Below are 25,013 nucleotides of genomic sequence, written 5' to 3' on the forward strand. Positions count from 1 at the left end.
ATTTGACTATTGTATATTTACCCGAGTTGACGAAGGAATATGCGCTCGAACAAGGGACGAATCATGATTAAAAAGATGACATTTGAGATACCGTGGGCAAGGTCAAATGGGAAGCTGAGTAAAAATAACTTCACGACATCCGTACCAATCACCTCAATGAACGCCAAGTTTGTCATCCATCCATATAAGAAGCCCGCTATCAGTCCAAAAAGTGACAAGAGGACCGTCGATTTTAATAAAATCGGCCGAAAAAGACGTACGAGTACTACGACGAGTAGCCACCCTATAAACTGATAGAAGACGAACGGACCTATTCCGAGCAACAGTCCTGATAAAATCGGCACAAAGAGGGCGAGAACGGCTGCCCCGTTCAAGCTGACTAGTAAAGCCGTCAACATCAAGATGGCCGTCGTCGGTTGAACATTTGGAATCGTCATGAAGAGCCACCGCCCAATGACGGCAAGTGCTAACAATTGAACGAACGGTTGAATGGGTGCAGTCGATTTTTCAAACCGGTACAAGACAAACATGGCAGTCAAAAAAGCTAAGACGTATGTGACCATAGCGTACTCCGTTCTTGGAAGAGTGAACGTTCTCCGTGAAAGACGACTTGACCGCTCGCTAGATAAATCACATCCGTCGCAATCTGTATGAGTTCCATGTCATGTGTTGCACAGACGACACGGGCCGACTTCGCCTTTTGTTGAAGCGCTTCAAGGAATGCATCCCGCTCACCCCTCGTCAAATCTACAGTCGGTTCGTCGAGTAGAAGGACACTCGATGAATCGTGGAGGACGGATTGAAGTTGGGCGACCCGTCGCTTCTCTTCTTGTGGGAATGGGCCAACATCAGGGTTAGCCGGAAGATAGACTGCCCGCTCCCCTCTTTTCACCCGCCCCTGAAGCGGACGCCTACTTCTGGCGAATAGTTCGAGTAAGGTTGACTTTCCACTCCCGTTCGTCCCGACGCAAACCGTGAGGCCGGGTTCTTTGATCTGAACCGTCACGTGGTCAATCGCATACGTCGCTTGAAGAGGATGTCGATAGGATACGTCGATTGCATCGATGGAGGGAGTCGTCTTTGATTCGATGAATGTGAAGGTCACTTCGCCCGTAGGTTCTTTCGCTCGCTCGGTATAACCGATTCGCACCCCGATTCCAGCTATTCGACGGAGCAACATCTCCAAGTGCTCTCTTCGAAATTGATCAAGATGGCGAAACGGTTCAATTAGGACGATGGAGTCTGGTCGATTTAACAGCGCATAGGCGACTCGAACAATCTGTTGTTCGCCGCTCGAACAGGCATCGAACCGCTTCGGATAAAGCGCATCGATTTGTAAAAGGGTGGCGAGTTCCGCGCCTCGAAAAGGATCAATGCTCGAAAGTAAGTGTCCGACTTTCCCAGAGAACGATTGTGTCATCTCGATTACAAGTGGATTGTGACGTTTGACATACTGCTCAAACGAGCCGTCAACGATAGATAACCATTGCATCACGCATCCCTCCTTTCGTGAGATATGGATAGATCAGCCAAAAGCCAACGAACAGATGGAGTGTGGCCCAACCCATGACTCCAATGAGGACGATTTGCCACAAATCTTCCAGGTGAAAGCGCCGTATCGGTTCTACGGCGAACCTCGGCTCAGTTTGCTGGCTTTCAATCCCGATTTGTACACCCTCTTGCCAAGATGCTTTTGGATGACTCCTGACCGCTTGGCGTACCGCCTGCTCCATTGACGGGATGAGTGCCCATGCACCGTATAAGAGTGAAGACGATCGTGGAAAGTTCGATAAAAGCGGGAGCAACCGTTCGAGACGAACGATGCGCGCGATCCATAACATTCCGAGTAAAAAGGTGGCTAATTTCAACAGCTGACGCCATATGTATGCATAAGAAATTTCCCAACCAATCAGGATGGGCATGATTGAGATCAGACCAAACGCAATGAGTATATAGAGCATCGGCCAGGGGAAACGGCGTTCAACAATAAGTAGAATCAGGAGTCCAATCACAAAAAAGGTAACGTCGCCGACATTCATCAATACGTACAGATGACAGAGGAGATAGAAAAGGAGCGTGACAGGATGTCTACGCTCCCAATCTGCCTCATTCGAAGAAAGCCACTGCATCTTCTTCGAACCGCCATTGAATGACATCCGTCGATTCTACTTCTTTGGCACCGGCACCTTCATCTCCCGGTGCGCCGTTAAAAGCAAATACCCATCCTGACGATTGTCCTTCTGATTTTTCTTCGATGCCTTCGATGGCCGTCACGTAAGACATGTCACCGTTTCCTGTCACTTCGAGGTCTAGCCCCGTCGCTTTCAATGCATCGAGCACGGTCGCGTCCTCTTCAAGACAGACACTCTTTTCTTGATAGAGGGTTTCCTCCGTCGCGGCATTGTATACAGAAATGGTCGGGCTAACATCGCATGCCTCTTGTTGTGCTTTTTCTCCGCCACATCCGACTAGGAGGCCAGTTGCTAGTAGAGAAATACTCAAATACGGTTTGATCATTCTGTCAAATCCTCTCGTTGATGTATCGAATAGTTATATAGGATCGCAAACCGTTCCCCCGAACTTCGTCCTTCTTGTGTCAGACCGACGAGTTGGATACTGTTGGCGAGAACCGGTTCACGCTGTAGCCAAAACTTGACGAGCTCGTGATCTCGGTTGATCATAAGCATCGATTCATTCTCAAACGTGTACATATCATACAACCCATCGTATGAAAGTTGTAAGATAGGTGCAGACACGACGTCCGTGTATTCTTCCCATGAGGAATCTTGTAAAGTAGAGAGCATATGGTCAAACTCTACTAGTTTTTCAAAGAATGCACGACCGGACTCCTTTCGAAGTTCATCGACCTGTTCGTAGGATAATTGTCCATCCGCATACGTCACGCGAATCTGTTGAAACGATTCGGCTCGCTCAACCATGAGTAAATATTCGATGGTTTGAACGTTTCCATCCCGATCAATTTGCAGTTTTCCTCGATCTAGTTTGATTGAATCGCTATTGATGCGTTGTAACAGTTTTTCTGTCATGTCATCAAACGATTCGTCTGTGACGGAAACTGCTCCGATTTGCTGGGACTCAGCCCGGAATCCCGATTGGTCAAACAATGGGACGAAAAGTAAGACGAGAAAGAAAAAGAATCCTAACAACGCCCCATACCATTTATACCGACTATTCTGTTTCGGAAAGAATAAAAAAGACAACAGAAAGCCAATCGGAATGTGGAACCCGCCAATGGGAAATGACACAATTCCGAGTAACGAATAGAATAAGAACTTTGGAAAGAAGTTGGCTTCCGGCTCTTTTAATTGATTCAATCGAATCCCTAACAGAACGCTGATTGCTAAAAACGCGGCCCATACATAGAGTTGAATGGTCACATCAATCCCCCACTGTATATTCTAGAAAGTCGGTCGCCACAAGACTCGATGGAAAATCCGAAACGACCTCTTGCTCAAATTCTTCCTCTCGTCCGACATAACGAGCCGAAATATGCGTGACAATCAATTGACCGACTGCAGATGTCTTCGCTAGCGTAGTTGCTTCACGTGTCGTCGAGTGACCATATTTTCGAGCGAGCGGTTGTTCACTTTCCATGAATGTCGCCTCATGAACGAGAAGGTCCGCATTTTCTGCTAAATAGCGCGCATTCTCACATGGGGTCGTATCTCCAAGGATTGCAACTACTTTGCCCGGAGTCGGTTCAGTGACGTATTCTTTAGAGCTGTACCATTTTCCTTCATATTCAAATTGTTCTTCTTCTTTTATTGTTTTATAAATCGGTCCACTCGGAATGCCAAGTTCTTTTACTTTATCGACACGTAGCATCCCCGCTTTTTCTGGACCCTTGATTCGAAATCCATATGACGGGAACCTGTGCTCTAATTTTCGCACAGTAACGAGATGGTCGTCTTGTTCAAATGTGTCGCCATCCGAGTACTCGATGACGGTCAATTCATATCCAAGATGCGATCCTGTGACACGTAATGTGGACTCTAACCATTTCTTCAATCCTTTCGGTCCGTACACGGTCAATGGGGCAGACCCATCTAGTGCAGAGCGGGTCGATAAGAATCCAGGAAGGCCAAACACGTGGTCACCGTGAAGGTGTGTCACCCATACCGCCGACACTTTTCTCGGCTTGAGCTTTGTATAAAGCATTTGATGTTGTGTGCCTTCACCACAGTCGATCAACCAAGTAACCTTCGGAAGCTCAAGAGCGAGTCCTGAGACATTTCGCTGTTTCGAAGGCATTCCCGACCCGGTTCCTAAAAACTGTAACTTCATAAATATTTTAGTCCTTTCTTCAAGTCGTTTCATGCTATACTTGACGTAATCGCTGAAAAGGATGTGATTTGTGATGACCAAAGCGGAACAACCCGAATCAATCTATGAGACGATTCGAGAACGCGCAGCTTTGATGAATCGCTTGCACCAACAGGAACAGGGCACCTCTATCCGAATTCAAGACATAGCGATCGAACTTCATTGCACAGACGAGTTGATTTTAGAGTCACTGGAGTTCGCAGCATAACGAGTACGAACACATACGAAGAGCCGACGAATGGTCGGCTCTTTTTTATTGCTTAGGTGATGCGACTTCTTCGACGATCGTGACGACATACTCGACGAGTTTGTACAACTCTTCAAGTGGCATCCGTTCGTTCGTCGTATGAATCTCTTCATAACCGACTGCCAAGTTGACGGTCGGGATTCCACCGCCGGCGATGACGTTGGCGTCTGATCCGCCTCCAGAATGAAGAATTCGAGTCGGGCGTCCGATTGTCTGAGCTGCGCGTTTCGCCACTTCAACAACTTCATCCCCTTCTTCAAACTTGAATCCAGGATACATGATGTCGATCTCGACTTCGGCACGACCACCAAATGACTCCGCCACTTCGATATATGCTTGTTTCATCGTTTCCGCCTGCTTCTCCATCTTCTCATGGCTGAGTGAGCGGGCCTCAGCAAGAACTTCGACATAGTCACACACGATGTTTGTCGCGCGGCCCCCTTCGAAGCGTCCGATGTTCGCAGTCGTTTCTTCATCGATACGACCGAGTGGCATCTTCGCAATCGCTTTCGCTGCGATTTGAATCGCCGAGATTCCTTTTTCCGGTGCGACACCCGCATGGGCCGTCTTCCCGTAAATTTTGGCGTTTACTTTCGCTTGAGTCGGTGCTGCGACGATGATGTCTCCAACCGGCCCATCCGAATCAAGGGCAAAACCGAACTTCGCATCGATTTTCGATAAGTCCAATACTTTCGCACCGACGAGACCCGATTCTTCCCCGACCGTGATGACGAACTGGATTTGACCGTGTGGAATTTGTTTTTCTTTCAACACACGCACGAGTTCGATCATCGCCGTGAGTCCTGTCTTATCATCCGCTCCGAGAATCGTCGTTCCGTCTGTAACAACGTATCCGTCCTTGATACTCGTCTTGATTCCTTTACCTGGGGTTACCGTATCCATGTGTGAAGTAAAGTAAATCGGATCGACATTTTCTTTTGTTGCAGGCAACGTGATGATTAAGTTGTTACCAGAGTGTGCCGTCTTCGTAGATGCATCGTCCTCGTAGACGTCGCAACCAAGCTCAGTGAATACCCCTTTCAAGTGTTCACAGATGACCGCTTCTTCCTTCGTTTCTGAATCAATGCCGACCAATCCTAAAAATGTGTCGAGCACGCGTGTCTCGTTTACCATAAACAACATCCCTCCATCCAAACATTTCTCGACTATTATAACAAACTCCCCTGGATTGCACGAATCTTTTCCATTCTGTACAATGATGGCAAACACGTATATGGAGGCAAACCATGAAGAAAAAACAGAAAAGACGACAACGCATCATTCAAATCGGCGTCGTCGTCATCGTCTCAATCTTTTTGATCAGCACGTTTCTCTCGAGTATGACCATGTTCTTTTAAGAGCAAGATATATCGCTCTTTTAAGATCAAGTAACTTTTTACATCTGATAGAATATTCAACAAGGATGAGCGTACCTCGAATTCCTCACGTGTCGTGGGGAGAGGTACGTTTTTTCGATAATGTTCAATCATCTCTTCAAGTTCCTGCAAAAAAACAGAGGCATCCGCTTGTTCGTTCACATGGTCCCCGACACGTCGTAAGAATGTCGCGACCGGTTTCGCCTCATTCACAACCATTGTGATCTCTCTAGCATTGTCAGCAACCCGTTTGAGAATATCGTATTGACGCTCGCGCATCCTGAAGTATAAATAGTCCATATCTTCGTTACGCTTCCCGATTGAGTTGCCCATACGACGAAGGGCTAAATCTTTGCCTTCTTTCAAATAGTCTCGCGTCTTGATGAGCATCATCGAATGGTTGTTATAGACACCAGTCTCGACACATGCTGCCACATCGTAAAATAATACAGCGAGCGAACGGTCAATGCTATCCTTGATCCGATCAATCTCACGATCAAGCGTCGGCATATACATGTTGACGACAAGTCCGACTCCTACACCTATCGCGATCAATAACAGCTCATTGACGAATAGTTCAAGCGAAAATTGTCCCTCCGTATAAAGGTGAGTCAAGATGACGACACTTGTGATGAGCCCATCTTGCAGTTTCAATTGTTGTACGAGCGGAATGAAGATGACAAAATAGAGTGTGAGCGTCACTGGCGAATAGCCAAGTAATGTGAACATCGCCGCGCCCATCCCGATGGCGAGAAGACTCGCCATGACCCGCTCATATGATGCCCGAATCGATTTCTTTCGGGTCTCTTGAATGCTCAAAATGGCAATGATGGCTGCGAATACAAAATAATCAAGATGAATCGTCTCGGAAATGAGCATCGCGATACCTGCCGCGACCGCGGTCTTTAACGTCCGCGTTCCAATTTTCATATGGATTTCCCCCTTCTCCATCAAATTGTTGACTAAATCAACTCGTTTGGCAATTCAAAAGTTTGGAAGTGATTCGATTGAAACGAAAGAAAAGACTTAAGGGTTGGTCGATGATTGCGACACTCAGCCTCGCCATCGCAGCCTTTTTATGGATTCAATCTTCCCGTGAAGATACTTATACCGTCGAAACGGTGACGAACGGTGACCGTGTCACCCGTTCGTTTGAAAGCCTAGCTGAGGCAAAACGATACATGGCAGCGGGAAACAACCGAACGCTCTTTTCCCCATCCGGAGAGGTCCTCGACTTTACCGGTACGGGTGTCGTCGTCACTCCAAGTGATGCCATCACTCACTTATATAAAGATGCATCATTCCAAAAACGTCAATCATATGTTGCCGGTGGGACTCGACTCCAGTTACTCGAACGAGGTGAAAACCATTTAAAAGTACGTATCTCAGGAGCGGACGTCTATGTCAAACCCGATCAGATGGCATTGTTCCCAGAAGCTGTCGTAAAAAGACGTGGCTATTATGAGATTCGAGATGGGGATGTGTATCACTCGGTCGAGGCGAACGCGAATCTCGCTGGCACGTTTCTCGTCGGACCGACAGAGAAACGTTCCAAAAACCGTTATTATACGGAACGTGTCGAAGACGTATTCGATTCTCCGTATCAGTTCGCTTCCATACGGTCTACATCTCCGTATTCCGCCAAAGCGTTTGATCAATATTTAAAGAGCATCGACTCCCCTCTCTCTGGAGAGGGAGCTGCCTTCAAACGTGCAGAAGAGACCTACGGAATCAATGCATTGTTCTTACTCGCGGTGGCCGGTCATGAGTCTCAATTTGGAACGTCCGACATCGCTCGGGAAAAACGGAACCTATTCGGCTTCCATGCAACAGACGACGATCCAAGCGGAAATGCCACATCGTTCGATACCGTCGAAGCGAGCGTCAAGGCGGCTGCAGAGCTGTTTGCGACCAAATATGTAAAAGGTCCATACGCACGCGGAGATTACCCTGGTAACAAACAAGAAGGAATTAATATCTTTTATGCGTCAGACCCGTATTGGGGCGAGAAGGTCGCCGGTACGATGTACACGATCGACCGAGAACTCGGTTTGAAGTACTTGAATACAATCCAATAACTAGTAGCCCGGCTCATATGAGGCGGGCTACTTGACGTCTGTTTAGTTCATAGAGTGCTCCTCACTTCACCCTCGTACAGTTCGATGAGTCGATTGTTGTCGAGCACCTGATCAGTCGTCTCTTCATATCGTTCCGTGATGAGTTGGATCAACTTTTCTCATAGGACCCATTTGATAAATTGATCACGATAAAGGTTATGATTGAGCTCATACACACTGATTCCTTTCGCCTCTGCAAGACGTTTTTGTGACGGCAACACAGTCGCATCTGGTCCCTTTTCAATCCATTCATCCACTTCTTCATCGGTCACGACAACGCCATACGTATTTTTTGCATAGGATACCCAAGCCCGTTCAAATTTAGCCTGATTGATTGCACGCGATGTAAGTTGATCTTCATCGATAGGTTTGTCAAATTGAATCGACGCTACATACATCCGCTCCGCCAATTTTTGTTCTAAGTCACCTTGTATGTTTGGAGCTACCTCCGTTGAAATCTCAAGAGGATTTCTTTCAATTCTTCCACTGTTAACTCCGAGTTATTTTTTGTTTCTGTTTGGACGAACATCGTATTTTCGACCGGTTCAGTCACTTTTAATGAATCAGACCGATTGATGAGTGCGAGCATTCCGACAATGACGATAACGAATACGGTCCATCTGGCAATGCGCTTCATCTTTCATCGTCTCCTTCTCTAGATTCACGGCATGGTTCTAAGTATCAATTGTTACATCTTATGTATACGTTTCAAGTCAAAGGAATGATTCAAATATGAATCACTATCTTATTGAAGGATTTTCACATCACAAGACGAATACTATAAATGAACGACCATTCATTTTTGAGGGGGAATTAGGATGAAAACGATTTGGATTACCGGGGGATCGTCGGGTATGGGGAAAGCGATGGCGTTAAAATTCAAACAGGAAGGATGGAACGTCGCCATTAGCGGTCGAAACGAGGAACGGCTGCAAGAAGCGATGAACGAATTGAATGCGATCGGCTCAGGTCAGGCAATGAGCGTTCAACATGACGTTCGTGATTATGAAGGATGCGCTCAAGCACTCGCATACATCGTATCCGCATTTGGGCCGGTCCACGCACTCGTCAATAATGCAGCCGGTAATTTCGTCTGTCCGACACTCGAGTTGTCTCCGAACGGATGGGCTAGCGTCATCGACATCGTCTTGAACGGAACATTCAACTGTACCCATGTGCTCGGAAAACATTGGGAAGCAGACGAGATTCGCGGAGGCTCCATCATCAATATGGTGGCATCATACGCATGGCAAGCCGGTCCAGGGGTCGCACCGAGTGCGGCAGCGAAAGCTGGCGTCCTGAATTTGACACGAACACTTGCCGTTGAATGGGGCTATCAGTTCGGAGCTCGCGTCAATGCAATCAGTCCTGGACCGATTGAACGTACAGGCGGTGCTGAAAAGCTCGTATCCCACGTGAAGGAAGTAGAGCGCATTCGCCGTAACGTACCACTTGGACGTTTTGGGACACCTGAAGAAATCGCGGACTTGGCATACTGGATGGCATCCGACGAGATGCGTTATTTGAACGGGGATTGCATCTCATTAGACGGTGGACATTGGCTCAACAAACATCCATTCTAATCAAAAGGACGACCGAGACATTTATCTCGGTCGTCCTTTTATTGATCGATTCCATCCCACTCTTCGTGAAACTGTTCTAAAAACCGCTCCATGAACGCATGACGGGACATCGCTAATTGTTGTGCTTTAGCGGTATGCATACTAGACGACAGCTTCAACAATTTATCATGAAAATGTTGAATCGCACTTTCCGCTGACAAATCGAGCGGTGTACCACGAGAACCCGCAAACTGGAACGTTCGCGCAATGCCGATCGCCCCGATTGCATCAAGACGGTCAGCATCTTGCAAGATTTCACTTTCGCGAGTCGTCGGTGTCATTCCTTTTGAGAAAGAAACCTGATCAATCAATGCTTCCACAAAATGTATTTGCGCTTCTGTGATATCGAGAGTAGCCAAATGTTGTTTGACGAGCCCTTTCGGTCGGCCGAGCTTCTGGTCTTCCACGTCATGTAAATAAGCGGCTAATAGAAGTCCCGTTCGATCGACTGGTTCATGTTCCATCAAGCGCTCCACGAGTCGAACGACTCGCTCGATATGCGCAAAATCGTGACCTGTCTCATCATTTGCATGAACCGTTTCGACAAACTTTCTCGTCTCTTGGATCACGTCCACACTTAAATCTCGATCGTCGTATTCGGTTCAATCAATAGGCCACGACGGTGCAATTGGTCACAAAATGCCTGAGCATCTTGTTTAATCGGCGGGAACGTATCAAAGTGAATCGGGACGACACGTTTCGCTTGTAACCACTGCGCCGCATCCAATGCATCTGCCGGTCCCATCGTGAAGTTATCTCCGATTGGAAGGAAGGCGACATCGATTTCAAAACGTTCTCCATACATTTTCATATCGGAGAAGAGACTCGTGTCTCCCGCGTGATAGAGCGTCAACGCATTCGTCTCGATCATGAATCCAGCCGGCATGCCCATGTAGACAGGGGTGTCTCCCATGTCAAAGCTTGAACTGTGAAACGCTTGCGTCATCGTGACACGTCCGAATGGAAAGGCATGGCCTCCCCCGATGTTCATCCCATGGACAGAGAAGCCTTTTTTCTCGTAATACGTCGCGAGTTCATGTGTCGCCACGATGGTCGCGCCAGATGCCTTCGCAATCAATTCGACATCTTCAATATGATCGAAATGAGCATGTGTGAGTAACAAGTAGTCTGGACGTAGTGTGGACGGGTCTACGTCTGTATGGGGATTACTCGTTAAAAACGGGTCGATCAAGACGTGTACCCCATCAATCTCTAGTCCAACTGTCGCATGTCCGTAATACGTGATCTTCATGTGCATTCATCCTTCCTCTATGAAATCAGATTACAACACTTTCTCTAAGAAACGTTTCGCCCGGTCTGTTTGTGGATTTAACAATAGGTCAGCCGGTTTGCCTTCTTCCATCAGAATTCCTTCATCGAGGAAGAGGACACGGTCAGCCACTTCACGGGCAAAGCCCATTTCGTGTGTGACGACGACCATCGTCATTCCTGTCTCAGCTAACCCTTTCATGACGTCGAGTACTTCATTGACCATCTCCGGGTCAAGTGCTGACGTCGGTTCATCAAATAACATGACGTTCGGCTCCATCGCCAAGGCACGCGCGATCGCGACACGTTGTTTTTGTCCACCAGAGAGTTGGCTCGGATAGGCATCGATTTTTTCAGAAAGACCGACACGTTCAAGTAATTTTTTTGCACGCTCAAGTGCTTCCGTTTTACTGACTTTCAACACGTTGATCGGTGCGTACGTCAAATTGTCCAATACACTCATGTGCGGGAACAAATTGAACTGTTGGAACACCATTCCGATATTTTGACGTGCTTTTGCGACGTTCGCCCCTTTTTTCGTAAGTTCGAATCCATCCACACTGACCGTCCCGCTCGTCGGGATTTCAAGCATGTTCAAGCAACGCAGAAATGTCGATTTACCAGACCCAGACGGTCCGATGACAGCTACCACTTCACCACGTTCGATTGTCGTCGTGATTCCCTTCAATACTTCTAAGTCACCAAATTGTTTGTGTAGGTCTTTTACTTCGATCATCTTCCATCACTCTTTCTTAACCGTTTTTCTAGACGTTGTCCAAGATACGTCAAGATCATCACTATCGTAAAGTATATCACACCGGCGAAGAGAAGCGGTTCGAAGTAGATTGCCTTCTGCCCACCGACGATTTGCGCGCGACGCATGATATCGAGCACCCCGACCGTCGAGACGAGGGCAGACTCTTTCGTCAACGTGATCATCTCGTTCACAAGAGCAGGTAAGATGTTCTTGAACGCCTGTGGCAAGATGATGGAACGTAATTGTTTGACGTATGGGACACCGAGAGCATCAGAGGCTTCCCACTGTCCTTTATCAACCGCTTGAATACCTGCGCGAATAATTTCCGAAATATACGCCCCCGAGTTAAGAGAGAAGGCAATGACCGCTGACTGGTATGGTGTCGTGATGTATCCAGTCAGTTGCGGCAATCCGAAGTGGATGATGGCGAGTTGCAAGATGAGCGGCGTCCCACGGAACACGGCCGTATAAGCATGTCCGATGAAGTTAATCAGACGATTCGGGACGATTTTCAATGTAGCGACAACAATCCCAAGTGAGATCCCGATCAATGCCGAGACGATCACCACTTGGAACATGACTGGAATCCCCTCGAGTATGTAAGGGATTGAATCATAAATCCGGCTAAAGTCCATAGTAAGTCCCTCCTAAAAAAAGGCTGACCGATTCATCTTCAGTCAGCCTCGTACGATTCATTATTTGGCTGGTTCAGCCTCTTCTTCAAACCATTTTTGTGCTAACTCTTCGATTTCTCCACTGTCGATCATCTTCTTCAACTCTTCGTTGAATTGATCGCGTAGTTCATCGTCTTTACGGAAGGCAGCAGCAGAACCTGCTTCTTCTTCGTCTACGATTTCGAATGTTGTCAATTCACTGTCTTGCTCAAGATATTTCTTCGCGACCGTATCTTCGATGACCATCGCATCGATACGTCCTGTCTTGATTTCTTGAATGATCTCAGGAATCTTGTTCAACGAAACGATTTCAGCATCTGTGATTTGGTCCTGTGCGATTCCTTCTTGAATCGAACCGAGCTGGACTCCAATCTTTTTGCCTTTCAAATCATCAAGTGATTGAAGCGAATCATCTTTCGATAAAATCAAGTTTACCGCTGTAAAATAGATATCCGAGAAGTCAGCATTCTCTTTTCGCTCTTCTGTCGGTGTCATCCCCGCCATGACGAAGTCGACACGACCTGCATTGAGAGCTCCAAGCAAGCTACCGAAGTCCATGTCTTCAATTTTCAATTCATATCCCATGTTCTCTGCCACTTTTTTGGCGATGTCGATATCGAATCCGACGATTTCGTCCCCGTTCGCTGTATCGACGAATTCATACGGGAAGTAATCGGCACTCGTCCCCATGACGATGACTTTGTCATCCTCACCATCGGTCGATGTCGATCCTCCTTCGTTCACGTCTGCCCCACATGCGACTGAGAACGCGGCTAGTCCTGCTAAACATAATGCTAGAAAACCTTTTTTCATCTTCATCTCCCTTTCGTAGTTGAATGATAATTATCAGAACTTTAAAAAAATTATGACATATGCGTGAACGTAGCTCAACTGTTCTATGACACATCAGTTGTCCGACTTGTGTCTTCAACCACTATATACACATAATTATTACTTGTAAAGTATATTCATGCAAATTATACAAAAAAAGAAGGTCACATTCGCTCGAAGGCGAAATATGTGACCGTTCCATTGTCGCGAGATCCATACGGTTGAACCTGTTTGACGGAAGACATCGGGATGGCACTATACACGTGAGGATAGCGTTCTCCGTCCTCATCTAACTCATAATGTAACAGTTGTCCAAGGCGGTTGACGTGCAGCGAGACAAGGACAACCGACTTCCCTGGATAGGATTCTTTAACGACTTTTCCAATCTGTTGCGGTGTACAACATTTAATCGTCCCTTCCGATTGAAGCGACGGTTCATTGATTTCACCGCGTGACAGGGCAATCATATATTCTGCCTCCGTCATGATTTTGATGACTGGTTCCATATACTCTGCCCCTTTTCACAAAAGCGCAAAGGCAATGCCTTTGCGCTGATCCGTAATTATGCGAAGTAGATGTCGAACAGTGTTTTTAACTGGTCGACGAGTTCTTCCGCAGTTGACGACTCGATTTCACTACGTTCTACCATCGTCACGATGTTACCATCCTCGAGGAGGGCGATCGACGGTGAAGACGGTGCATATCCTTCAAAATATTCACGTGCGCGGTCTGTCGCTTCACGGTCTTGACCGGCAAATACCGTTACGAATTGGTCAGGCTTGACGCCTTCCATCTTATTTACGTATGCAGCAGCTGGACGTGCAATCCCGCCTGCGCACCCACATACCGAGTTGACGAGAACGAGTGTCTTCCCTTCCTTTTTAAGCGCACTGTCCACCTCTTCTGGTGTCGTGAGCTCTGTGTATCCTGCAGCGCGGACTTCGTTACGCGCTTGTTCGACTACATCTTGAAAATATAATTGAAAATCCATGTTGTTTCCCCTTTCGACATTTCGTCTGTACTCTCTTATTTTACGTCTTGTTCTACCTCGAGGACAAGTCTATCGCTCAATTCGCGTTCTAAGAACGGGTCTGCCCCTAACATCTGTTTAAAGGCGAGGTAACGCGCCTTTGTCTCTGCAGTCGCCACACGGTTCGTCAAATAGGCACGAATCATGATGTTCTTCGGCGTATGCTCGAGATCGATAAATTCAAGTAATTGTGCATCATACCCGACGAGACCGAGTAGTTCAGCCCGAATCGAATCTGTCGCCAGGGAAGCGAAACGCTCTTTGATCAATCCATGTTGGAGCATCACATCCAAATTAGGCGCGTGAATTTGACGATTCAATTCCTTTTGACAGCACGGTACACTCAAGATGACTTTCGCTCCCCAGCGAACGGCACGGGCCAATGCCATATCGGTCGCCACGTCACATGCATGAAGGGTCACGACCATGTCAACAGCTGTCTCCCCTTCATATTCATTGATGTCCCCGACTAAAAACTCGAGTCGCTCATATCCAAGATCTTGCGCGATCGATGCACACTCTTCGATGACTTCTTTTTTCAAATCGAGCCCTGTGATATGGACGTCATACCCTTTCATCTCATGAAGGAAATGATAGAGCGCGAACGTTAAATACGATTTACCTGAACCGAAATCGAGAATGCGTACAGTGCGGTCCGTCGGTAAATGTTTAAGTGAATCTTCAATGAATTCAAGGAAGCGGTTAATTTGTTTGAACTTGTCATACTTCTGACGCTTCACTTTCCCGTCCGCTGACTGAATGCCGAGCCGGATTAGAAATGGAACTGGTTCGTCGAGTGGGAGCACGTATTGTTTTTCCCGATTATGACTCAGTTGAACTTCTTTTTGAGCCGTCTGCTTTTCTTTCAATGTCACTTTGAATTTTTTCGATAATTGGAACTGAAGGTCGGATTCTTTTAATTGAAACTGTCCTTGACGGAACGTTTCGAGAAGCTCATTCAATTCCGCGACGGCCTCGTCTGGTGTCAGGTTTTTATGGTTCATCACCCGTTCGTACTGATACTCGAACTGGATATGATACGCATTTCGTAACATGACCGGTTTCAATTTGACCCGTCTGAGATCGCTAGATTTTTGACGGGGTTGACTGATGGTCGCCGACACGAGATGATTTGATTGGATGACGTCTGCGAGACGTTCTTGTAAAGCTTTATATTCCAATGGATTCAATCCTTTATTATAAATTTTGAAACATATCGTTTCACCTGTCCGTACATACTATTACACGAAGACGACGTTACGTCAAAGGAGGATACACATATGTTTAAAAAGATTTTATCATCAATCGGAATCGGTGCTGCAAAAGTCGACACACGCTTAAATGAAAGTCATTGCACGCCCGGCGGTGAACTACATGGAGTCGTCCATATCGAAGGTGGTTCGGTCGAACAGTCCGTCGACAGCATCTATCTCTTCTTCAACACGTTGTATAAACATGAGGTCAATGATAAATCAACATACTCGACGTTCACGATTGAAAAAATTTTATTGAATGAGGCACCGTTTATGATTGGTCCTGGAGAAGTGAAAGAGATCCCGTTCACAGTCAACGTCCCGTTCAATACGCCACTCTCTGTGAGCCAATCGAAATCATGGATTGAGACCGGACTCGACATCGCCCAAGCCGTCGATCCGAAAGATGAGGATGCGATCACCGTACAACCGAATGCGGCTCAACAAGTCATTTTAGATGCGATGGACGAGCTCGGATTCCGTTTGAAGAAAGCCGACACGGAAATGCTTCCGGCACGCCATCGTTCTGGGCGCCTCCCGATTGCACAAGAACTCGAGTATTCAGCGAACGGTTCACGCTTCGGTCGACAATTGGACGAAGTAGAGGTCGTCATCTTACAAGAAGAGGGTTCGATTGAACTTCTCATTCAAGTCGACCGCAGTGTGCATGACCTCGGAAGCCTTTTCGCCGATTTGATGGGTTCAGACGAATCGACGCACCGTGTGCGATATGACGTCGCACGTTTATCAGTTGCCGAAGTCCGTCGCGACATCGAATCGATGATTGAACAATCGATTTGAGGAACTCACTGACACGCCATTTCTATGAATGGCGTGTTTTTCTGAGGTATTGAATTTTAATATCCATTATTTTACAATAAACATATAAAATCAACTCTTTTCTGGAGGTGACTACATCTTGTTTGCTTTAATAATGATCGGGAGTTTCGGTCTTGCAACGCTTGCCTCACCCATTCTAGAGACTAGTCTTTCTGACTCACTCGCTTTCTTCACGCTTGGTGGGCTCGAAGTATTGATTGGTTTACTTGCGATGTGTCTCATCCGCAATCCGTCGACAAACGCCTTATCATTTATGAAATTCATGCCCTATCTCGTACTCTCCATCCATTTCCCTACATCCCTCCTTATGCTTTGGATTTCTTCGGTCAGACATGATGGGGTTTCTGCATTTTCATTAAACTATATCTTCATATACTGGATGTTCATGCTCCTGTTCGTCGTAATCAGCAGATTGACGTACCGTGCCCATCAACGACGATTTCAGAAGGTGCTGGATTAGAAAGGATGATTCAACGTTGGATTTACTTCAGTTACTCCAAGACCGAGCAATCCCGCTCACACTATTCGCGACGCTCGGCCTATTCAGTCTCATGTTTTCGTTCGCACTGTACAAATCCAAACCACGACTCTCCAAGGGACTCGTCACAATGGGCATGTCCTTGTCGTTCCTTCTCCTATTGATTTCAGCCTTCAGTTTCTTTTTCACGCTATTCATTGGCTATAACTCATAAAAAATGGAGGCACTCGATCGAGAGCGCCTCCATTTTTTAATCAATATACGGTATATGTGTTCGGATCGATCGACTCGAGCGACTGTTTGATCGCTTGTAAGAACTGACCTGCGACGAGACCGTCGAGGACACGGTGGTCGACCGACATACAAAGGTTGACCATATCGCGTGCCGCGAACATCCCGTTCATCCATACCGGACGCTTCACGATCGACTCGACTGATAGGATTGCCGCTTGTGGGTAGTTCAAAATCGGTGCCGATTGGATTGAACCAAATGCACCTGTGTTGTTGATGGTGAACGTCCCACCACGCATTTCTTCTGCCTTCAAACGGTTCTCACGCGCACGTGACGCCACGTCTTGAAGGGCCACCGCGAGACCTTTGATGTTCTTCTCATCCGCTTGGCGAATGACCGGTACGTAAAGGGCGTCGTTTGCCGCGACGGCTACCGAGAGATGGATGTCTTGGTGAACTTTGATGTGATCGCCTGCCCACTCCGAGTTCATCATCGGATACTTCTTCAATGCCTCAATGGCCGCTTTCATAAAGAATGGCATGAACGTCAATTTGACGCCTTCTCGCTTCATGAACTCATCTTTTAACTTCGCACGTGCCTCAACGAGGTTCGTCACATCGACTTCAATCATGAGCCATGCGTGTGGCGCCTCATGCTTCGAGCGGACCATATTGTTCGCAATCGCTTGACGTACCCCGGCTGTCGGAATCGATTCATAACGTCCAGATGACGTCGATGATGATGCGACCGGTTGTGACGGTTCAACGACAGGACGTGACGCTTCAGTCGGAACGTCCATCTTTGTTTGTACCATCGTCTCTTGGACAGGTGCTTGTGTCGCTTTCTCAGGAGTCGATGCCGGACGTCCTTCTGATAAGTAACGAAGAATATCTTTCCGCGTGATCCGACCGCCTAGACCGCTTCCGCTCAGTTCATTCAAATCGATATCATTCTCGTTGGCGAGTCGGATGACAGCAGGTGAGTATCGACCGTTTCCACTCTGTTTTTTCGGAGTAGTGGCGACCGCTTGCTTAGAGACGGGTTCTGCAGGTGTCGTTTCTGCAATCGGTGCGGTCTTCGTCTCAACTGCAGCTTCCTCCGCACTTTCAACTTCCATCGTCAATACCGGTGTCCCGACGCTGACCGTCTCCCCTTCTGGAATGAGGAATTCTTTCACGATTCCTGCACTTGTTGCCGGAATCTCGGCCGTCACTTTATCCGTCATGACTTCCGCAAGTGGTTCATACTCTTCTACACGGTCGCCCGGTTTGACGAGATAGGTCGTGATTGTTCCTTCTGTCACACTCTCCCCAAGTTGGGGCATGGTAATCGTTTGTTCCATGGAGATGCCTCCTTAAAACGCGGCGAGCTGACGCGCCCGCTCGGCAATTTTTTCTGGGGATACGATAAAGAATTTTTCCATCGGTGGCGCATACGGCATAGCCGGCACATCAGGACCCGCTAAGCGTTCAATCGGCGCATCGAGTTCGAAGAGCGCCTTCTCTGCGATAATCGCCGCCACTTCTCCGATGATGCTTCCTTCTTTGTTGTCCTCCGTCACGAGTAACACTTTACCCGTCTTCTTGACTGACTCGATGATTGCTTCTTGGTCGAGCGGGTACACGGTACGAAGATCGAGGATGTGTGTGCTGATCCCTTCTTCTTCGAGCGTTTTCGCTGCTTCTTGTGCCATATGCACGCAAAGACCGTACGTGATGATTGTGATATCGTCACCTTCTCGTTTAACCGCAGCCTTACCGATTTCAACCGTATATTCGTCCGTCGGCAAGTCCGCCTTCAAAAGACGATAGGCACGCTTATGTTCGAAGAAGAGGACAGGGTCGTTCGAACGGATTGCTGCTTTCAACAATCCCTTCGCATCGACTGGGTCTGATGGGATGACGACTTTAAGACCTGGCGTCGAACTGAACATCGCCTCGACCGATTGTGAGTGATAGAGTGCCCCGTGAATGCCACCACCGAAAGGAGCTCGGATGACCATCGGACATGTCCAATCGTTGTTTGAACGGTATCGAATTTTTGCCGCTTCCGATACGATTTGGTTCACTGCTGGCATGATAAAGTCTGCGAATTGCATTTCTGCGATCGGTCGCATGCCGTACATGGCAGCACCGACCCCGACTCCGGCAATCGCACTCTCAGCGAGCGGTGCGTCGATGACACGGTCCTCTCCGTACTTTTCAATCAATCCTTGTGTGGCACGGAATACACCACCACGTACGCCGACGTCTTCCCCGACGACGAAGACGTTTTCGTCGCGCTCCATTTCCTCATGAATCGCTTCATTGATCGCTTCGATAAACGTTTTCATCATTTTTCCTCCTCATAGACGTAATCCAGTGCAGATTCAGGCGATGCGTACGGTGCTTTATCCGCATATGTCGTCGCTTCATTCACTTCAGCATCGATTTGAGCATCGATTTCGGCAAGTGTATCCGCCGTTGCGATTCCATCGTTCACAAGTCGTTGACGGAACAATTGAATGCCATCCCGCTCTTTTAATCCTGCCAATTCTTCAGCCGAACGGTATGCTTTGTCATCATCATCTGATGAGTGTGGCACGAGACGTTCAACTTCTGCTTCGATGAGCGTCGGTCCTTCTCCGCGAAGTGCACGTTCACGCGCTTCCTTCACGACCGCATAGACGGCAATCGGGTCTGTCCCGTCAACTGTCACACCTGGCATGCCGTAGCCTTTCGCTCGATCTGACACGCGCTCGCATGCCAATTGTTTTGTAAGTGGTACCGAAATCGCATACTTGTTGTTCTCACAGAACAAGATGACCGGTAACTTATGGACACCTGCAAAGTTTGCCCCTTCGTGGAAGTCACCTTGGTTCGAAGAGCCTTCTCCGAACGAGACGAACGTGACGAGTTCTTCTTTCTTCATCTTCGCCGCAAGTGCGATCCCGACCGCATGAGGGACTTGTGTCGTAACCGGAGATGAACCTGTCACGATGCGATGTTCTTTCGAGCCGAAATGACCAGGCATCTGACGACCGCCAGAGTTTGGATCTTCCGCTTTCGCGAATGCAGACAACATCAAGTCTCTTGATGTTTGACCAAAGTGAAGGACAACCGCCACGTCACGATAGTAAGGGAGGACATAATCGATCCCTTTCTCGAGTGCGAACGCCGCACCGACCTGTGCAGCTTCTTGTCCTTGACATGAGACGACGAACGGGATTTTCCCGGCGCGGTTCAACTTCCACATTCGTTCATCGATTTTACGGGCACGAATCATCGTTTCGTACATCGCTACTAAATCTTGTTTCGTTAAACCAAGCTCTTCATATGAGTTTACAGTCATCTGTTCCATCCTTGTTCCTCCTTAGGCGTGAATCGGTAATCCATCAACGGCCAGTGCCGCTTCTTGGAAGGCTTCGCTTAACGCAGGGTGTGGGTGCACGAGTTGTCCCATTTCCCAAGCCGTCGCGTTCAAGACGAGCGCAAGTCCACCTTCTGTGATGAGTTCAGTCGCTTTCGGTCCGACGATATGAACACCGAGAAGGTCATCTGTTTCTTTGTCCGAAACGAGTTTCACGAATCCGTCGGCTTGTCCTTCGATTCGCGCTTTCCCGAGTCCGTTAAATCGATACGTTCCCGTCTTCACATCATGTCCGGCATCTTTTGCCGCTTCTTCCGTTAAGCCGACCGAAGCGACTTCAGGGACGCTGTATACACAACGCGGGATGAGCGCGTAATCAAGTGGTGTTGGTTCAAGTCCAAGAATCGTTTCGACCGCTTTCACACCTTCTGCAGATGCAACGTGAGCAAGTTGTAACTTCCCGATGCAATCACCGATTGCGAAGATATGACGTTCTTTCGTGCGATATTGACTATCGACTTGAATGATCCCGTTCTCTACGACGATGGACGTGTTTTGAAGACCCAAATCTTTCGTATTGGCAACTCGGCCAACCGAGACGAGGACACAGTCAACTTGTAACATTTCTTCCCCGACAGCAAGCTCCACTGCATTTTCGTGAATCAATGTTCTTTCAGCGTCGACCGTCACGCTCTTCTTCACACGCACACCACGCTTTTTCAATAAACGCTCTACTTCACGGGAGACCGCCTTGTCCTCAAGTGGAAGCAATCGATCTCCTACTTCGATCAACGTCACGTTCACATCTAAATCGACGAGCATCGATGCCCATTCCACTCCGATGACACCGCCACCCACAATCGCAATCGATTCAGGAAGTGTTTCAAAATTGAGAAGGTCGTCTGAGTTCAAGATTCGTTCGTGATCAAACGGCAATCCAGGAAGTTCACGTGGAATCGAACCCGTGGCGATAATCAATTGATTCGGCAAAATCAGTTCTGACTCACCGCGTTCATCTTCAACTGATACGGTCCCTGGTTGTGGTGAGAAGATACTTGGTCCAAGGATTGAGGCTTTCCCACGAAACACTTCAATCTTTCCTTGTTTCATCAAGTGTTCAATTCCTTTTTCAAGACCAGCTACAAGATCACGTTTATATGTCTGAGCCCGTTCCATGTTGAACGTCACATCTCCCGTTTCTACACCATACGTAGCTCCCTGTTTCGCAGTTTGATAGACATGGGCAGCCTTTAAAAGAGCTTTCGTAGGGATGCATCCTCTATGTAAGCAGGTGCCGCCTAATTTTCTCGACTCGACGATTGCAACAGATTTACCAGCCTGTGCCGCCTTGATTGCAGCCACGTATCCTCCTGGTCCTCCACCGATGACGACAACATCAAATTCTCGTGCCATGTGTATCCCCCTCATAAACTCGTGCGGTCTCTTCCTTCTCGATGACACGAAGCGCACCTTCTGCCAACGCTTTCAATTCATCTTCACCTGGATAAACATAGACCGGCGCAAGAAATGAGACACGCTCTTTAATTTTTTCAGTCAGCCAGTCAGAATAGGCAATCCCGCCCGTTAGCAAGATGGCATCTACTCGACCTAAGAGCGTCGCACCGTGTTTTGAAATCTCTTGAGCGACACGGTAAGCCATCGTCTCATAAAGGAGTCTCGACTCTTCGTCTCCCGACTCCATCCGTTGCTCAATCTCAATGGCATCGAAAGTACCGAGGTGTGCGAACAATCCACCTTGACCGACAATTTTCTTTTTCATTTCCGATTCTTTATACCTGGTACTATAACATAGTTCTACTACCTGTCCAACAGGAATTGAACCTGCTCGTTCTGGGGCAAGCGGTCCATCACCGTCAAGTCCGTTGTTCACATCGACGACGCGTCCATGCTGATGAGCACCGACCGTAATTCCACCACCTAAATGAGCAACAATCAAATTCAGCTCATTGTAATCGCTTCCATTTTCGGTTGCAAAACGTTTGGCGACCGCCTTTTGGTTGAGGGCATGGAAAATACTGCGACGATTGATTTCAGGAATGCCGGTTTTTCGAGCCAACTCATCCATCTCATCGACCACGACCGGGTCGACAATGAAACTCGGGATCCCCTCTTGCTCGCCTATTTTGGATGCGATCAATCCACCAAAGTTAGACGCATGCATACCGAATCTTCCGCTCGTCAAATCTTCACGCATGAGATCGTTGACGGTATAAGTTCCTGATGTCATCGGTGCAAGCAAGCCACCACGACCGACGATCGCGGTCAAATCATTGACCGCGATGTCCGTCTCTTCTAACAAGGCGCGTACTTCTTGCTCACGATGAGGCAACTGCTCTGGAAGTGTGAGACCTGTCACGTCGATCGCATGTCGGACCGTACGTGTCATCACTTCTTCCTTCCCATCAAACAATCCAACTTTCGTCGAGGTCGACCCTGGGTTGATTGCAAGAATTAGCCGTTTTGTCATCTTAGCGTCTCCCTAGAATGCTTTTTTCAACTTTAAGGAACTGACTACGTGAACGCGACATCATGTGAATCCGCTCTTCCGCCATCTTATCGGCAGCAACGTGTGTCGGTACACCATCGCGTTCTGCGATTTCAAAGACGCGCATCATGTTGTCGTAGATGAGTTCGACTTTCTTCATTGCCCGCTCACGGTTGTAGCCTTCAAGTTCGTCTGCGACGTTGATGACTCCACCGGCATTGATGACGAAGTCTGGTGCGTATAGGATTCCATTTTCGTCGAGCACGTCTCCGTGACGATCTTCTGCCAATTGGTTATTCGCAGCACCGGCAACGATTTGTGCTTTCAATTGTGGGATCGTTTTGTCATTGATGACGGCACCAAGAGCACATGGCGCGAAAATGTCACATTCGACCGCGTAAATCTCATCTGGCTTGACGACCGTCGCCCCAAAGTCTGCTTCTGCACGTTTGAGCGCTTCTTCGTTAATATCTGTCACAATCAAATGTGCCCCTTCTTCGTGGAGGTGGCGGCATAAGTTATAGGCTACGTTTCCGACACCCTGTACGGCAACCGTCTTCCCTGCGAGTGAATCTGTTCCGAATTTCCATTTCGCAGCGGCTTTCATCCCGCGGTAGACGCCATATGCTGTTACTGGTGATGGGTTACCACTTGAACCGAATGCAGGACTTACGCCCGTTACGTAATCCGTTTCCATGTGAATGAAGTCCATGTCGGCAACTGTTGTATTCACATCTTCAGCCGTGATGTAACGACCACTGAGCGATTGAACGTATCGTCCGAACGCACGGAAGAGTGCCTCTGACTTATCCGTTTTCGCGTTTCCGATGATGACAGCTTTCCCGCCTCCAAGATTGAGACCCGCTGCCGCGTTTTTATATGTCATCCCTTTTGCGAGACGCAGTACATCCGTGAGTGCCTCTTCTTCAGATTCATAGTTCCACATACGGAGACCTCCGAGAGCTGGTCCGAGTGTTGTATCATGAATCGCAATAATCGCTTTTAAGCCAGACGCTTGGTCTTGGCAAAATACGATTTGTTCGTAGTCCTCAGATTGTAAGACATCAAAAATACGGAAGCGTGGCTCTGTGTTTGTTTCCATCATGATTAATTCCTCCTGTTAAGTAAGATTAGTTTTTGGCATGCAACAAAGCGAACGCTAGAGAATACAGCTTCGCCTCGGCAGTATCGGCACGACTTGTCAATACAACAGGGGCAGATGCGCCGACGACAATCGCCGCTACGCTCGCCTCTGCGAAATACATGATTGATTTATAAAGGACGTTGCCGACCTCTATGTAAGGTACGACTAATAAATCGGCTTGACCGGCAACTTCGCTGTTGATGCCCTTTTGTTTTGCAGCGACCATGTCGACTGCATTATCAAGCGCGAGCGGTCCGTCCACGACACAACCTTTGATTTGTCCTCGCCGGTTCATCTGACTGAGTAACGCGGCATCGAGTGTCGCGTTCATTTGCGGATTGACGACTTCTACCGCTCCGATGGCGGCTACTTTCGGTGATGCGTAACCAATGTCATGCATCGCTTCCACTGCGTTGTGAATGATTTCGACTTTCTCTTCTAACGTTGGCGCGATATGGATCGCCGCATCCGTCACCCCGATCAATTTTTCTCGATTCGGGATTTGGAATAATGCGATATGGCTGAGCGTTTGTTTCGTACGAAGTCCAGCTTCTCGGTTGAGGACGGCCTTCATAAATGTCGAAGTCGACACCATCCCCTTCATGAGCACGTCCGCCTCTTTGTTTTTTACAGCTAGTGCGGCACGTCGAGCAATCTCAGCGTCACCTTTTGCGTGTAAAATATCAATGGCTGACTCATCGATTCCATGCTGTTCACATAATCTTCGGATTTCTCGGGATTCACCAAATAAAATAAAGCGTGATAATCCATGATCCGTAGCGAGTTTAACGGCGCGAATGACTTCTTCGTCCGCTGCCCCCGCGATTGATACGGTACAGCCTTCTAGCTGTTTCGCATTCGTCAGCATCCGTTCAAAATTCATCATTGTCCCCCCTTGCACTCTACACTATAACATAAGCAAGTTTCTTTCCTAAATTGTAAGCG

General features: G+C 47.9%; 31 protein-coding genes. 6 read left to right on the plus strand and 25 right to left on the minus strand.

The window, feature by feature from the left end; genetic code table 11:
- Window positions 1-17: 17 nt before the first annotated feature.
- The 6 genes from KNO94_RS03375 to rnz are packed head-to-tail and all read right to left on the minus strand — an operon-like array spanning window position 18 to window position 4,305.
- Window positions 18-563, minus strand: a complete 546-nt coding sequence (locus tag KNO94_RS03375; RefSeq protein ID WP_214777493.1) for a hypothetical protein — start codon at window positions 561-563, stop codon at window positions 18-20.
- Window positions 545-1,492: an ATP-binding cassette domain-containing protein gene (locus KNO94_RS03380; RefSeq protein ID WP_214777495.1), complete on the minus strand. Its 948-nt coding sequence runs from the start codon at window positions 1,490-1,492 to the stop codon at window positions 545-547. The genes KNO94_RS03375 and KNO94_RS03380 overlap by 19 nt, the downstream gene beginning before the upstream one ends.
- Window positions 1,470-2,129, minus strand: a complete 660-nt coding sequence (locus KNO94_RS03385; RefSeq protein WP_214777497.1) for a hypothetical protein — start codon at window positions 2,127-2,129, stop codon at window positions 1,470-1,472. Before KNO94_RS03385 ends, KNO94_RS03380 begins: the two co-directional genes overlap by 23 nt.
- Window positions 2,107-2,517: a DUF4430 domain-containing protein gene (locus tag KNO94_RS03390; RefSeq protein ID WP_214741034.1), complete on the minus strand. Its 411-nt coding sequence runs from the start codon at window positions 2,515-2,517 to the stop codon at window positions 2,107-2,109. The genes KNO94_RS03385 and KNO94_RS03390 overlap by 23 nt, the downstream gene beginning before the upstream one ends.
- The gene (locus tag KNO94_RS03395) at window positions 2,514-3,398 is read right to left on the minus strand and encodes a hypothetical protein (protein ID WP_214741036.1); all 885 of its coding nucleotides are present in this window, start codon (window positions 3,396-3,398) and stop codon (window positions 2,514-2,516) included. The genes KNO94_RS03390 and KNO94_RS03395 overlap by 4 nt, the downstream gene beginning before the upstream one ends.
- A gap of 1 nt (window position 3,399) precedes the next feature.
- Window positions 3,400-4,305, minus strand: a complete 906-nt coding sequence (rnz, locus tag KNO94_RS03400) for a ribonuclease Z (protein WP_214777499.1) — start codon at window positions 4,303-4,305, stop codon at window positions 3,400-3,402.
- A gap of 73 nt (window positions 4,306-4,378) precedes the next feature.
- Between rnz and KNO94_RS03405 the strand changes: the two genes are divergently transcribed.
- The gene (locus KNO94_RS03405) at window positions 4,379-4,552 is read left to right on the plus strand and encodes a hypothetical protein (RefSeq protein ID WP_214777501.1); all 174 of its coding nucleotides are present in this window, start codon (window positions 4,379-4,381) and stop codon (window positions 4,550-4,552) included.
- 45 nt (window positions 4,553-4,597) lie between these two features.
- On the opposite strand, the gene KNO94_RS03410 is transcribed toward KNO94_RS03405, so the two are convergent.
- Window positions 4,598-5,725: a M20/M25/M40 family metallo-hydrolase gene (locus tag KNO94_RS03410; RefSeq protein ID WP_214777503.1), complete on the minus strand. Its 1,128-nt coding sequence runs from the start codon at window positions 5,723-5,725 to the stop codon at window positions 4,598-4,600.
- Between the two features lie 173 nt (window positions 5,726-5,898).
- Entirely contained in the window at window positions 5,899-6,897 is a 999-nt protein-coding gene (locus KNO94_RS03415) for an aromatic acid exporter family protein (protein ID WP_214777505.1), read from the minus strand.
- A 68-nt stretch (window positions 6,898-6,965) separates the two neighbouring features.
- On the opposite strand from KNO94_RS03415, the gene KNO94_RS03420 reads away from it, so the two are divergent.
- Window positions 6,966-8,045 carry an N-acetylglucosaminidase gene (locus KNO94_RS03420; protein ID WP_353047824.1) on the plus strand — a complete coding sequence of 360 codons (1,080 nt, stop codon included), beginning with the start codon at window positions 6,966-6,968 and terminating at the stop codon, window positions 8,043-8,045.
- A gap of 158 nt (window positions 8,046-8,203) precedes the next feature.
- Here the strand turns inward: KNO94_RS03420 and KNO94_RS03425 are convergent, their stop codons facing one another.
- Window positions 8,204-8,494: a hypothetical protein gene (locus KNO94_RS03425; RefSeq protein WP_214777507.1), complete on the minus strand. Its 291-nt coding sequence runs from the start codon at window positions 8,492-8,494 to the stop codon at window positions 8,204-8,206.
- A gap of 32 nt (window positions 8,495-8,526) precedes the next feature.
- On the minus strand, window positions 8,527-8,721 hold the full coding sequence (locus tag KNO94_RS03430) for a hypothetical protein (protein WP_214777509.1): 195 nt from the start codon (window positions 8,719-8,721) through the stop codon (window positions 8,527-8,529).
- Between the two features lie 181 nt (window positions 8,722-8,902).
- Between KNO94_RS03430 and fadH the strand changes: the two genes are divergently transcribed.
- Window positions 8,903-9,667 (plus strand): 2,4-dienoyl-CoA reductase, encoded by a 765-nt coding sequence (fadH, locus tag KNO94_RS03435; protein ID WP_214777511.1) that lies wholly within the window; start codon window positions 8,903-8,905, stop codon window positions 9,665-9,667.
- Between the two features lie 38 nt (window positions 9,668-9,705).
- Here fadH and KNO94_RS03440 read toward each other — a convergent pair whose 3' ends face one another.
- From KNO94_RS03440 to KNO94_RS03475, 8 genes are all read right to left on the minus strand, one after another.
- Window positions 9,706-10,281, minus strand: coding sequence for an HD domain-containing protein (locus KNO94_RS03440; RefSeq protein ID WP_214777513.1), 576 nt, complete (start codon window positions 10,279-10,281; stop codon window positions 9,706-9,708).
- 2 nt (window positions 10,282-10,283) lie between these two features.
- Complete coding sequence (locus tag KNO94_RS03445) at window positions 10,284-10,958, minus strand: metal-dependent hydrolase (RefSeq protein WP_214777515.1); 675 nt, start codon at window positions 10,956-10,958, stop codon at window positions 10,284-10,286.
- A gap of 30 nt (window positions 10,959-10,988) precedes the next feature.
- Window positions 10,989-11,711 (minus strand): amino acid ABC transporter ATP-binding protein, encoded by a 723-nt coding sequence (locus KNO94_RS03450; RefSeq protein WP_012726547.1) that lies wholly within the window; start codon window positions 11,709-11,711, stop codon window positions 10,989-10,991.
- Window positions 11,708-12,367, minus strand: coding sequence for an amino acid ABC transporter permease (locus KNO94_RS03455; protein ID WP_012726548.1), 660 nt, complete (start codon window positions 12,365-12,367; stop codon window positions 11,708-11,710). Before KNO94_RS03455 ends, KNO94_RS03450 begins: the two co-directional genes overlap by 4 nt.
- A 60-nt stretch (window positions 12,368-12,427) precedes the next feature.
- On the minus strand, window positions 12,428-13,219 hold the full coding sequence (locus tag KNO94_RS03460; protein WP_214777517.1) for a transporter substrate-binding domain-containing protein: 792 nt from the start codon (window positions 13,217-13,219) through the stop codon (window positions 12,428-12,430).
- Window positions 13,220-13,401: 182 nt separating this feature from the next.
- The gene (locus KNO94_RS03465; protein ID WP_214741057.1) at window positions 13,402-13,743 is read right to left on the minus strand and encodes a DUF952 domain-containing protein; all 342 of its coding nucleotides are present in this window, start codon (window positions 13,741-13,743) and stop codon (window positions 13,402-13,404) included.
- 56 nt (window positions 13,744-13,799) lie between these two features.
- Window positions 13,800-14,228, minus strand: a complete 429-nt coding sequence (locus KNO94_RS03470) for a BrxA/BrxB family bacilliredoxin (RefSeq protein ID WP_214741059.1) — start codon at window positions 14,226-14,228, stop codon at window positions 13,800-13,802.
- 35 nt (window positions 14,229-14,263) lie between these two features.
- Window positions 14,264-15,448, minus strand: coding sequence for a class I SAM-dependent methyltransferase (locus tag KNO94_RS03475; protein WP_214777629.1), 1,185 nt, complete (start codon window positions 15,446-15,448; stop codon window positions 14,264-14,266).
- A gap of 99 nt (window positions 15,449-15,547) precedes the next feature.
- Here KNO94_RS03475 and KNO94_RS03480 point away from each other — a divergent pair, with 99 nt between their 5' ends.
- The 3 genes from KNO94_RS03480 to KNO94_RS03490 all read left to right on the plus strand — a co-directional run bounded on the left by KNO94_RS03480 (window position 15,548) and on the right by KNO94_RS03490 (window position 17,052).
- On the plus strand, window positions 15,548-16,321 hold the full coding sequence (locus tag KNO94_RS03480; RefSeq protein ID WP_214777519.1) for a sporulation protein: 774 nt from the start codon (window positions 15,548-15,550) through the stop codon (window positions 16,319-16,321).
- A gap of 118 nt (window positions 16,322-16,439) precedes the next feature.
- Window positions 16,440-16,820 carry a hypothetical protein gene (locus KNO94_RS03485; protein ID WP_214777521.1) on the plus strand — a complete coding sequence of 127 codons (381 nt, stop codon included), beginning with the start codon at window positions 16,440-16,442 and terminating at the stop codon, window positions 16,818-16,820.
- Between the two features lie 16 nt (window positions 16,821-16,836).
- The gene (locus KNO94_RS03490; protein WP_214777522.1) at window positions 16,837-17,052 is read left to right on the plus strand and encodes a hypothetical protein; all 216 of its coding nucleotides are present in this window, start codon (window positions 16,837-16,839) and stop codon (window positions 17,050-17,052) included.
- A gap of 40 nt (window positions 17,053-17,092) precedes the next feature.
- On the opposite strand, the gene KNO94_RS03495 is transcribed toward KNO94_RS03490, so the two are convergent.
- From KNO94_RS03495 to yqiS, 7 genes are read right to left on the minus strand one after another with little or no spacing between them, the layout of a single operon-like run.
- Entirely contained in the window at window positions 17,093-18,412 is a 1,320-nt protein-coding gene (locus KNO94_RS03495; RefSeq protein ID WP_251125775.1) for a dihydrolipoamide acetyltransferase family protein, read from the minus strand.
- A gap of 12 nt (window positions 18,413-18,424) precedes the next feature.
- The gene (locus KNO94_RS03500) at window positions 18,425-19,402 is read right to left on the minus strand and encodes an alpha-ketoacid dehydrogenase subunit beta (protein ID WP_012726557.1); all 978 of its coding nucleotides are present in this window, start codon (window positions 19,400-19,402) and stop codon (window positions 18,425-18,427) included.
- Window positions 19,402-20,409, minus strand: a complete 1,008-nt coding sequence (locus KNO94_RS03505; protein ID WP_483299163.1) for a thiamine pyrophosphate-dependent dehydrogenase E1 component subunit alpha — start codon at window positions 20,407-20,409, stop codon at window positions 19,402-19,404. The genes KNO94_RS03500 and KNO94_RS03505 overlap by 1 nt, the downstream gene beginning before the upstream one ends.
- Before the next feature lie 12 nt (window positions 20,410-20,421).
- The gene (gene lpdA / locus KNO94_RS03510) at window positions 20,422-21,831 is read right to left on the minus strand and encodes a dihydrolipoyl dehydrogenase (RefSeq protein ID WP_214777524.1); all 1,410 of its coding nucleotides are present in this window, start codon (window positions 21,829-21,831) and stop codon (window positions 20,422-20,424) included.
- Window positions 21,815-22,906 (minus strand): butyrate kinase, encoded by a 1,092-nt coding sequence (gene buk, locus KNO94_RS03515; protein WP_214777527.1) that lies wholly within the window; start codon window positions 22,904-22,906, stop codon window positions 21,815-21,817. The genes lpdA and buk overlap by 17 nt, the downstream gene beginning before the upstream one ends.
- Before the next feature lies 1 nt (window position 22,907).
- Window positions 22,908-24,029, minus strand: a complete 1,122-nt coding sequence (locus KNO94_RS03520) for a Glu/Leu/Phe/Val family dehydrogenase (protein WP_214741075.1) — start codon at window positions 24,027-24,029, stop codon at window positions 22,908-22,910.
- 25 nt (window positions 24,030-24,054) lie between these two features.
- On the minus strand, window positions 24,055-24,951 hold the full coding sequence (gene yqiS / locus KNO94_RS03525; protein ID WP_214777529.1) for a phosphate butyryltransferase: 897 nt from the start codon (window positions 24,949-24,951) through the stop codon (window positions 24,055-24,057).
- Window positions 24,952-25,013: the final 62 nt, after the last annotated feature.

Origin of the sequence: Exiguobacterium sp. s22 (genome assembly GCF_018617455.1) — a bacterium.
In the GTDB taxonomy this organism is placed as follows: Bacteria; Bacillota; Bacilli; order Exiguobacteriales; family Exiguobacteriaceae; genus Exiguobacterium.

Coding starts and splice junctions, on each gene's coding strand:
- KNO94_RS03375 (WP_214777493.1), bottom strand. CDS start 563: ATGGTCACATACGTCTTAGCTTTTTTGACTGCCATGTTTGTCTTGTAC.
- KNO94_RS03380 (WP_214777495.1), bottom strand. CDS start 1,492: ATGCAATGGTTATCTATCGTTGACGGCTCGTTTGAGCAGTATGTCAAA.
- KNO94_RS03385 (WP_214777497.1), bottom strand. CDS start 2,129: ATGCAGTGGCTTTCTTCGAATGAGGCAGATTGGGAGCGTAGACATCCT.
- KNO94_RS03390 (WP_214741034.1), bottom strand. CDS start 2,517: ATGATCAAACCGTATTTGAGTATTTCTCTACTAGCAACTGGCCTCCTA.
- rnz (WP_214777499.1), bottom strand. CDS start 4,305: ATGAAGTTACAGTTTTTAGGAACCGGGTCGGGAATGCCTTCGAAACAG.
- KNO94_RS03405 (WP_214777501.1), top strand. CDS start 4,379: ATGACCAAAGCGGAACAACCCGAATCAATCTATGAGACGATTCGAGAA.
- KNO94_RS03410 (WP_214777503.1), bottom strand. CDS start 5,725: ATGGTAAACGAGACACGCGTGCTCGACACATTTTTAGGATTGGTCGGC.
- KNO94_RS03415 (WP_214777505.1), bottom strand. CDS start 6,897: ATGAAAATTGGAACGCGGACGTTAAAGACCGCGGTCGCGGCAGGTATC.
- KNO94_RS03430 (WP_214777509.1), bottom strand. CDS start 8,721: ATGAAGCGCATTGCCAGATGGACCGTATTCGTTATCGTCATTGTCGGA.
- fadH (WP_214777511.1), top strand. CDS start 8,903: ATGAAAACGATTTGGATTACCGGGGGATCGTCGGGTATGGGGAAAGCG.
- KNO94_RS03445 (WP_214777515.1), bottom strand. CDS start 10,958: ATGAAGATCACGTATTACGGACATGCGACAGTTGGACTAGAGATTGAT.
- KNO94_RS03450 (WP_012726547.1), bottom strand. CDS start 11,711: ATGATCGAAGTAAAAGACCTACACAAACAATTTGGTGACTTAGAAGTA.
- KNO94_RS03455 (WP_012726548.1), bottom strand. CDS start 12,367: ATGGACTTTAGCCGGATTTATGATTCAATCCCTTACATACTCGAGGGG.
- KNO94_RS03460 (WP_214777517.1), bottom strand. CDS start 13,219: ATGAAAAAAGGTTTTCTAGCATTATGTTTAGCAGGACTAGCCGCGTTC.
- KNO94_RS03465 (WP_214741057.1), bottom strand. CDS start 13,743: ATGGAACCAGTCATCAAAATCATGACGGAGGCAGAATATATGATTGCC.
- KNO94_RS03470 (WP_214741059.1), bottom strand. CDS start 14,228: ATGGATTTTCAATTATATTTTCAAGATGTAGTCGAACAAGCGCGTAAC.
- KNO94_RS03480 (WP_214777519.1), top strand. CDS start 15,548: ATGTTTAAAAAGATTTTATCATCAATCGGAATCGGTGCTGCAAAAGTC.
- KNO94_RS03495 (WP_251125775.1), bottom strand. CDS start 18,412: ATGGAACAAACGATTACCATGCCCCAACTTGGGGAGAGTGTGACAGAA.
- KNO94_RS03500 (WP_012726557.1), bottom strand. CDS start 19,402: ATGAAAACGTTTATCGAAGCGATCAATGAAGCGATTCATGAGGAAATG.
- KNO94_RS03505 (WP_483299163.1), bottom strand. CDS start 20,409: ATGGAACAGATGACTGTAAACTCATATGAAGAGCTTGGTTTAACGAAA.
- lpdA (WP_214777524.1), bottom strand. CDS start 21,831: ATGGCACGAGAATTTGATGTTGTCGTCATCGGTGGAGGACCAGGAGGA.
- buk (WP_214777527.1), bottom strand. CDS start 22,906: ATGACAAAACGGCTAATTCTTGCAATCAACCCAGGGTCGACCTCGACG.
- KNO94_RS03520 (WP_214741075.1), bottom strand. CDS start 24,029: ATGATGGAAACAAACACAGAGCCACGCTTCCGTATTTTTGATGTCTTA.
- yqiS (WP_214777529.1), bottom strand. CDS start 24,951: ATGAATTTTGAACGGATGCTGACGAATGCGAAACAGCTAGAAGGCTGT.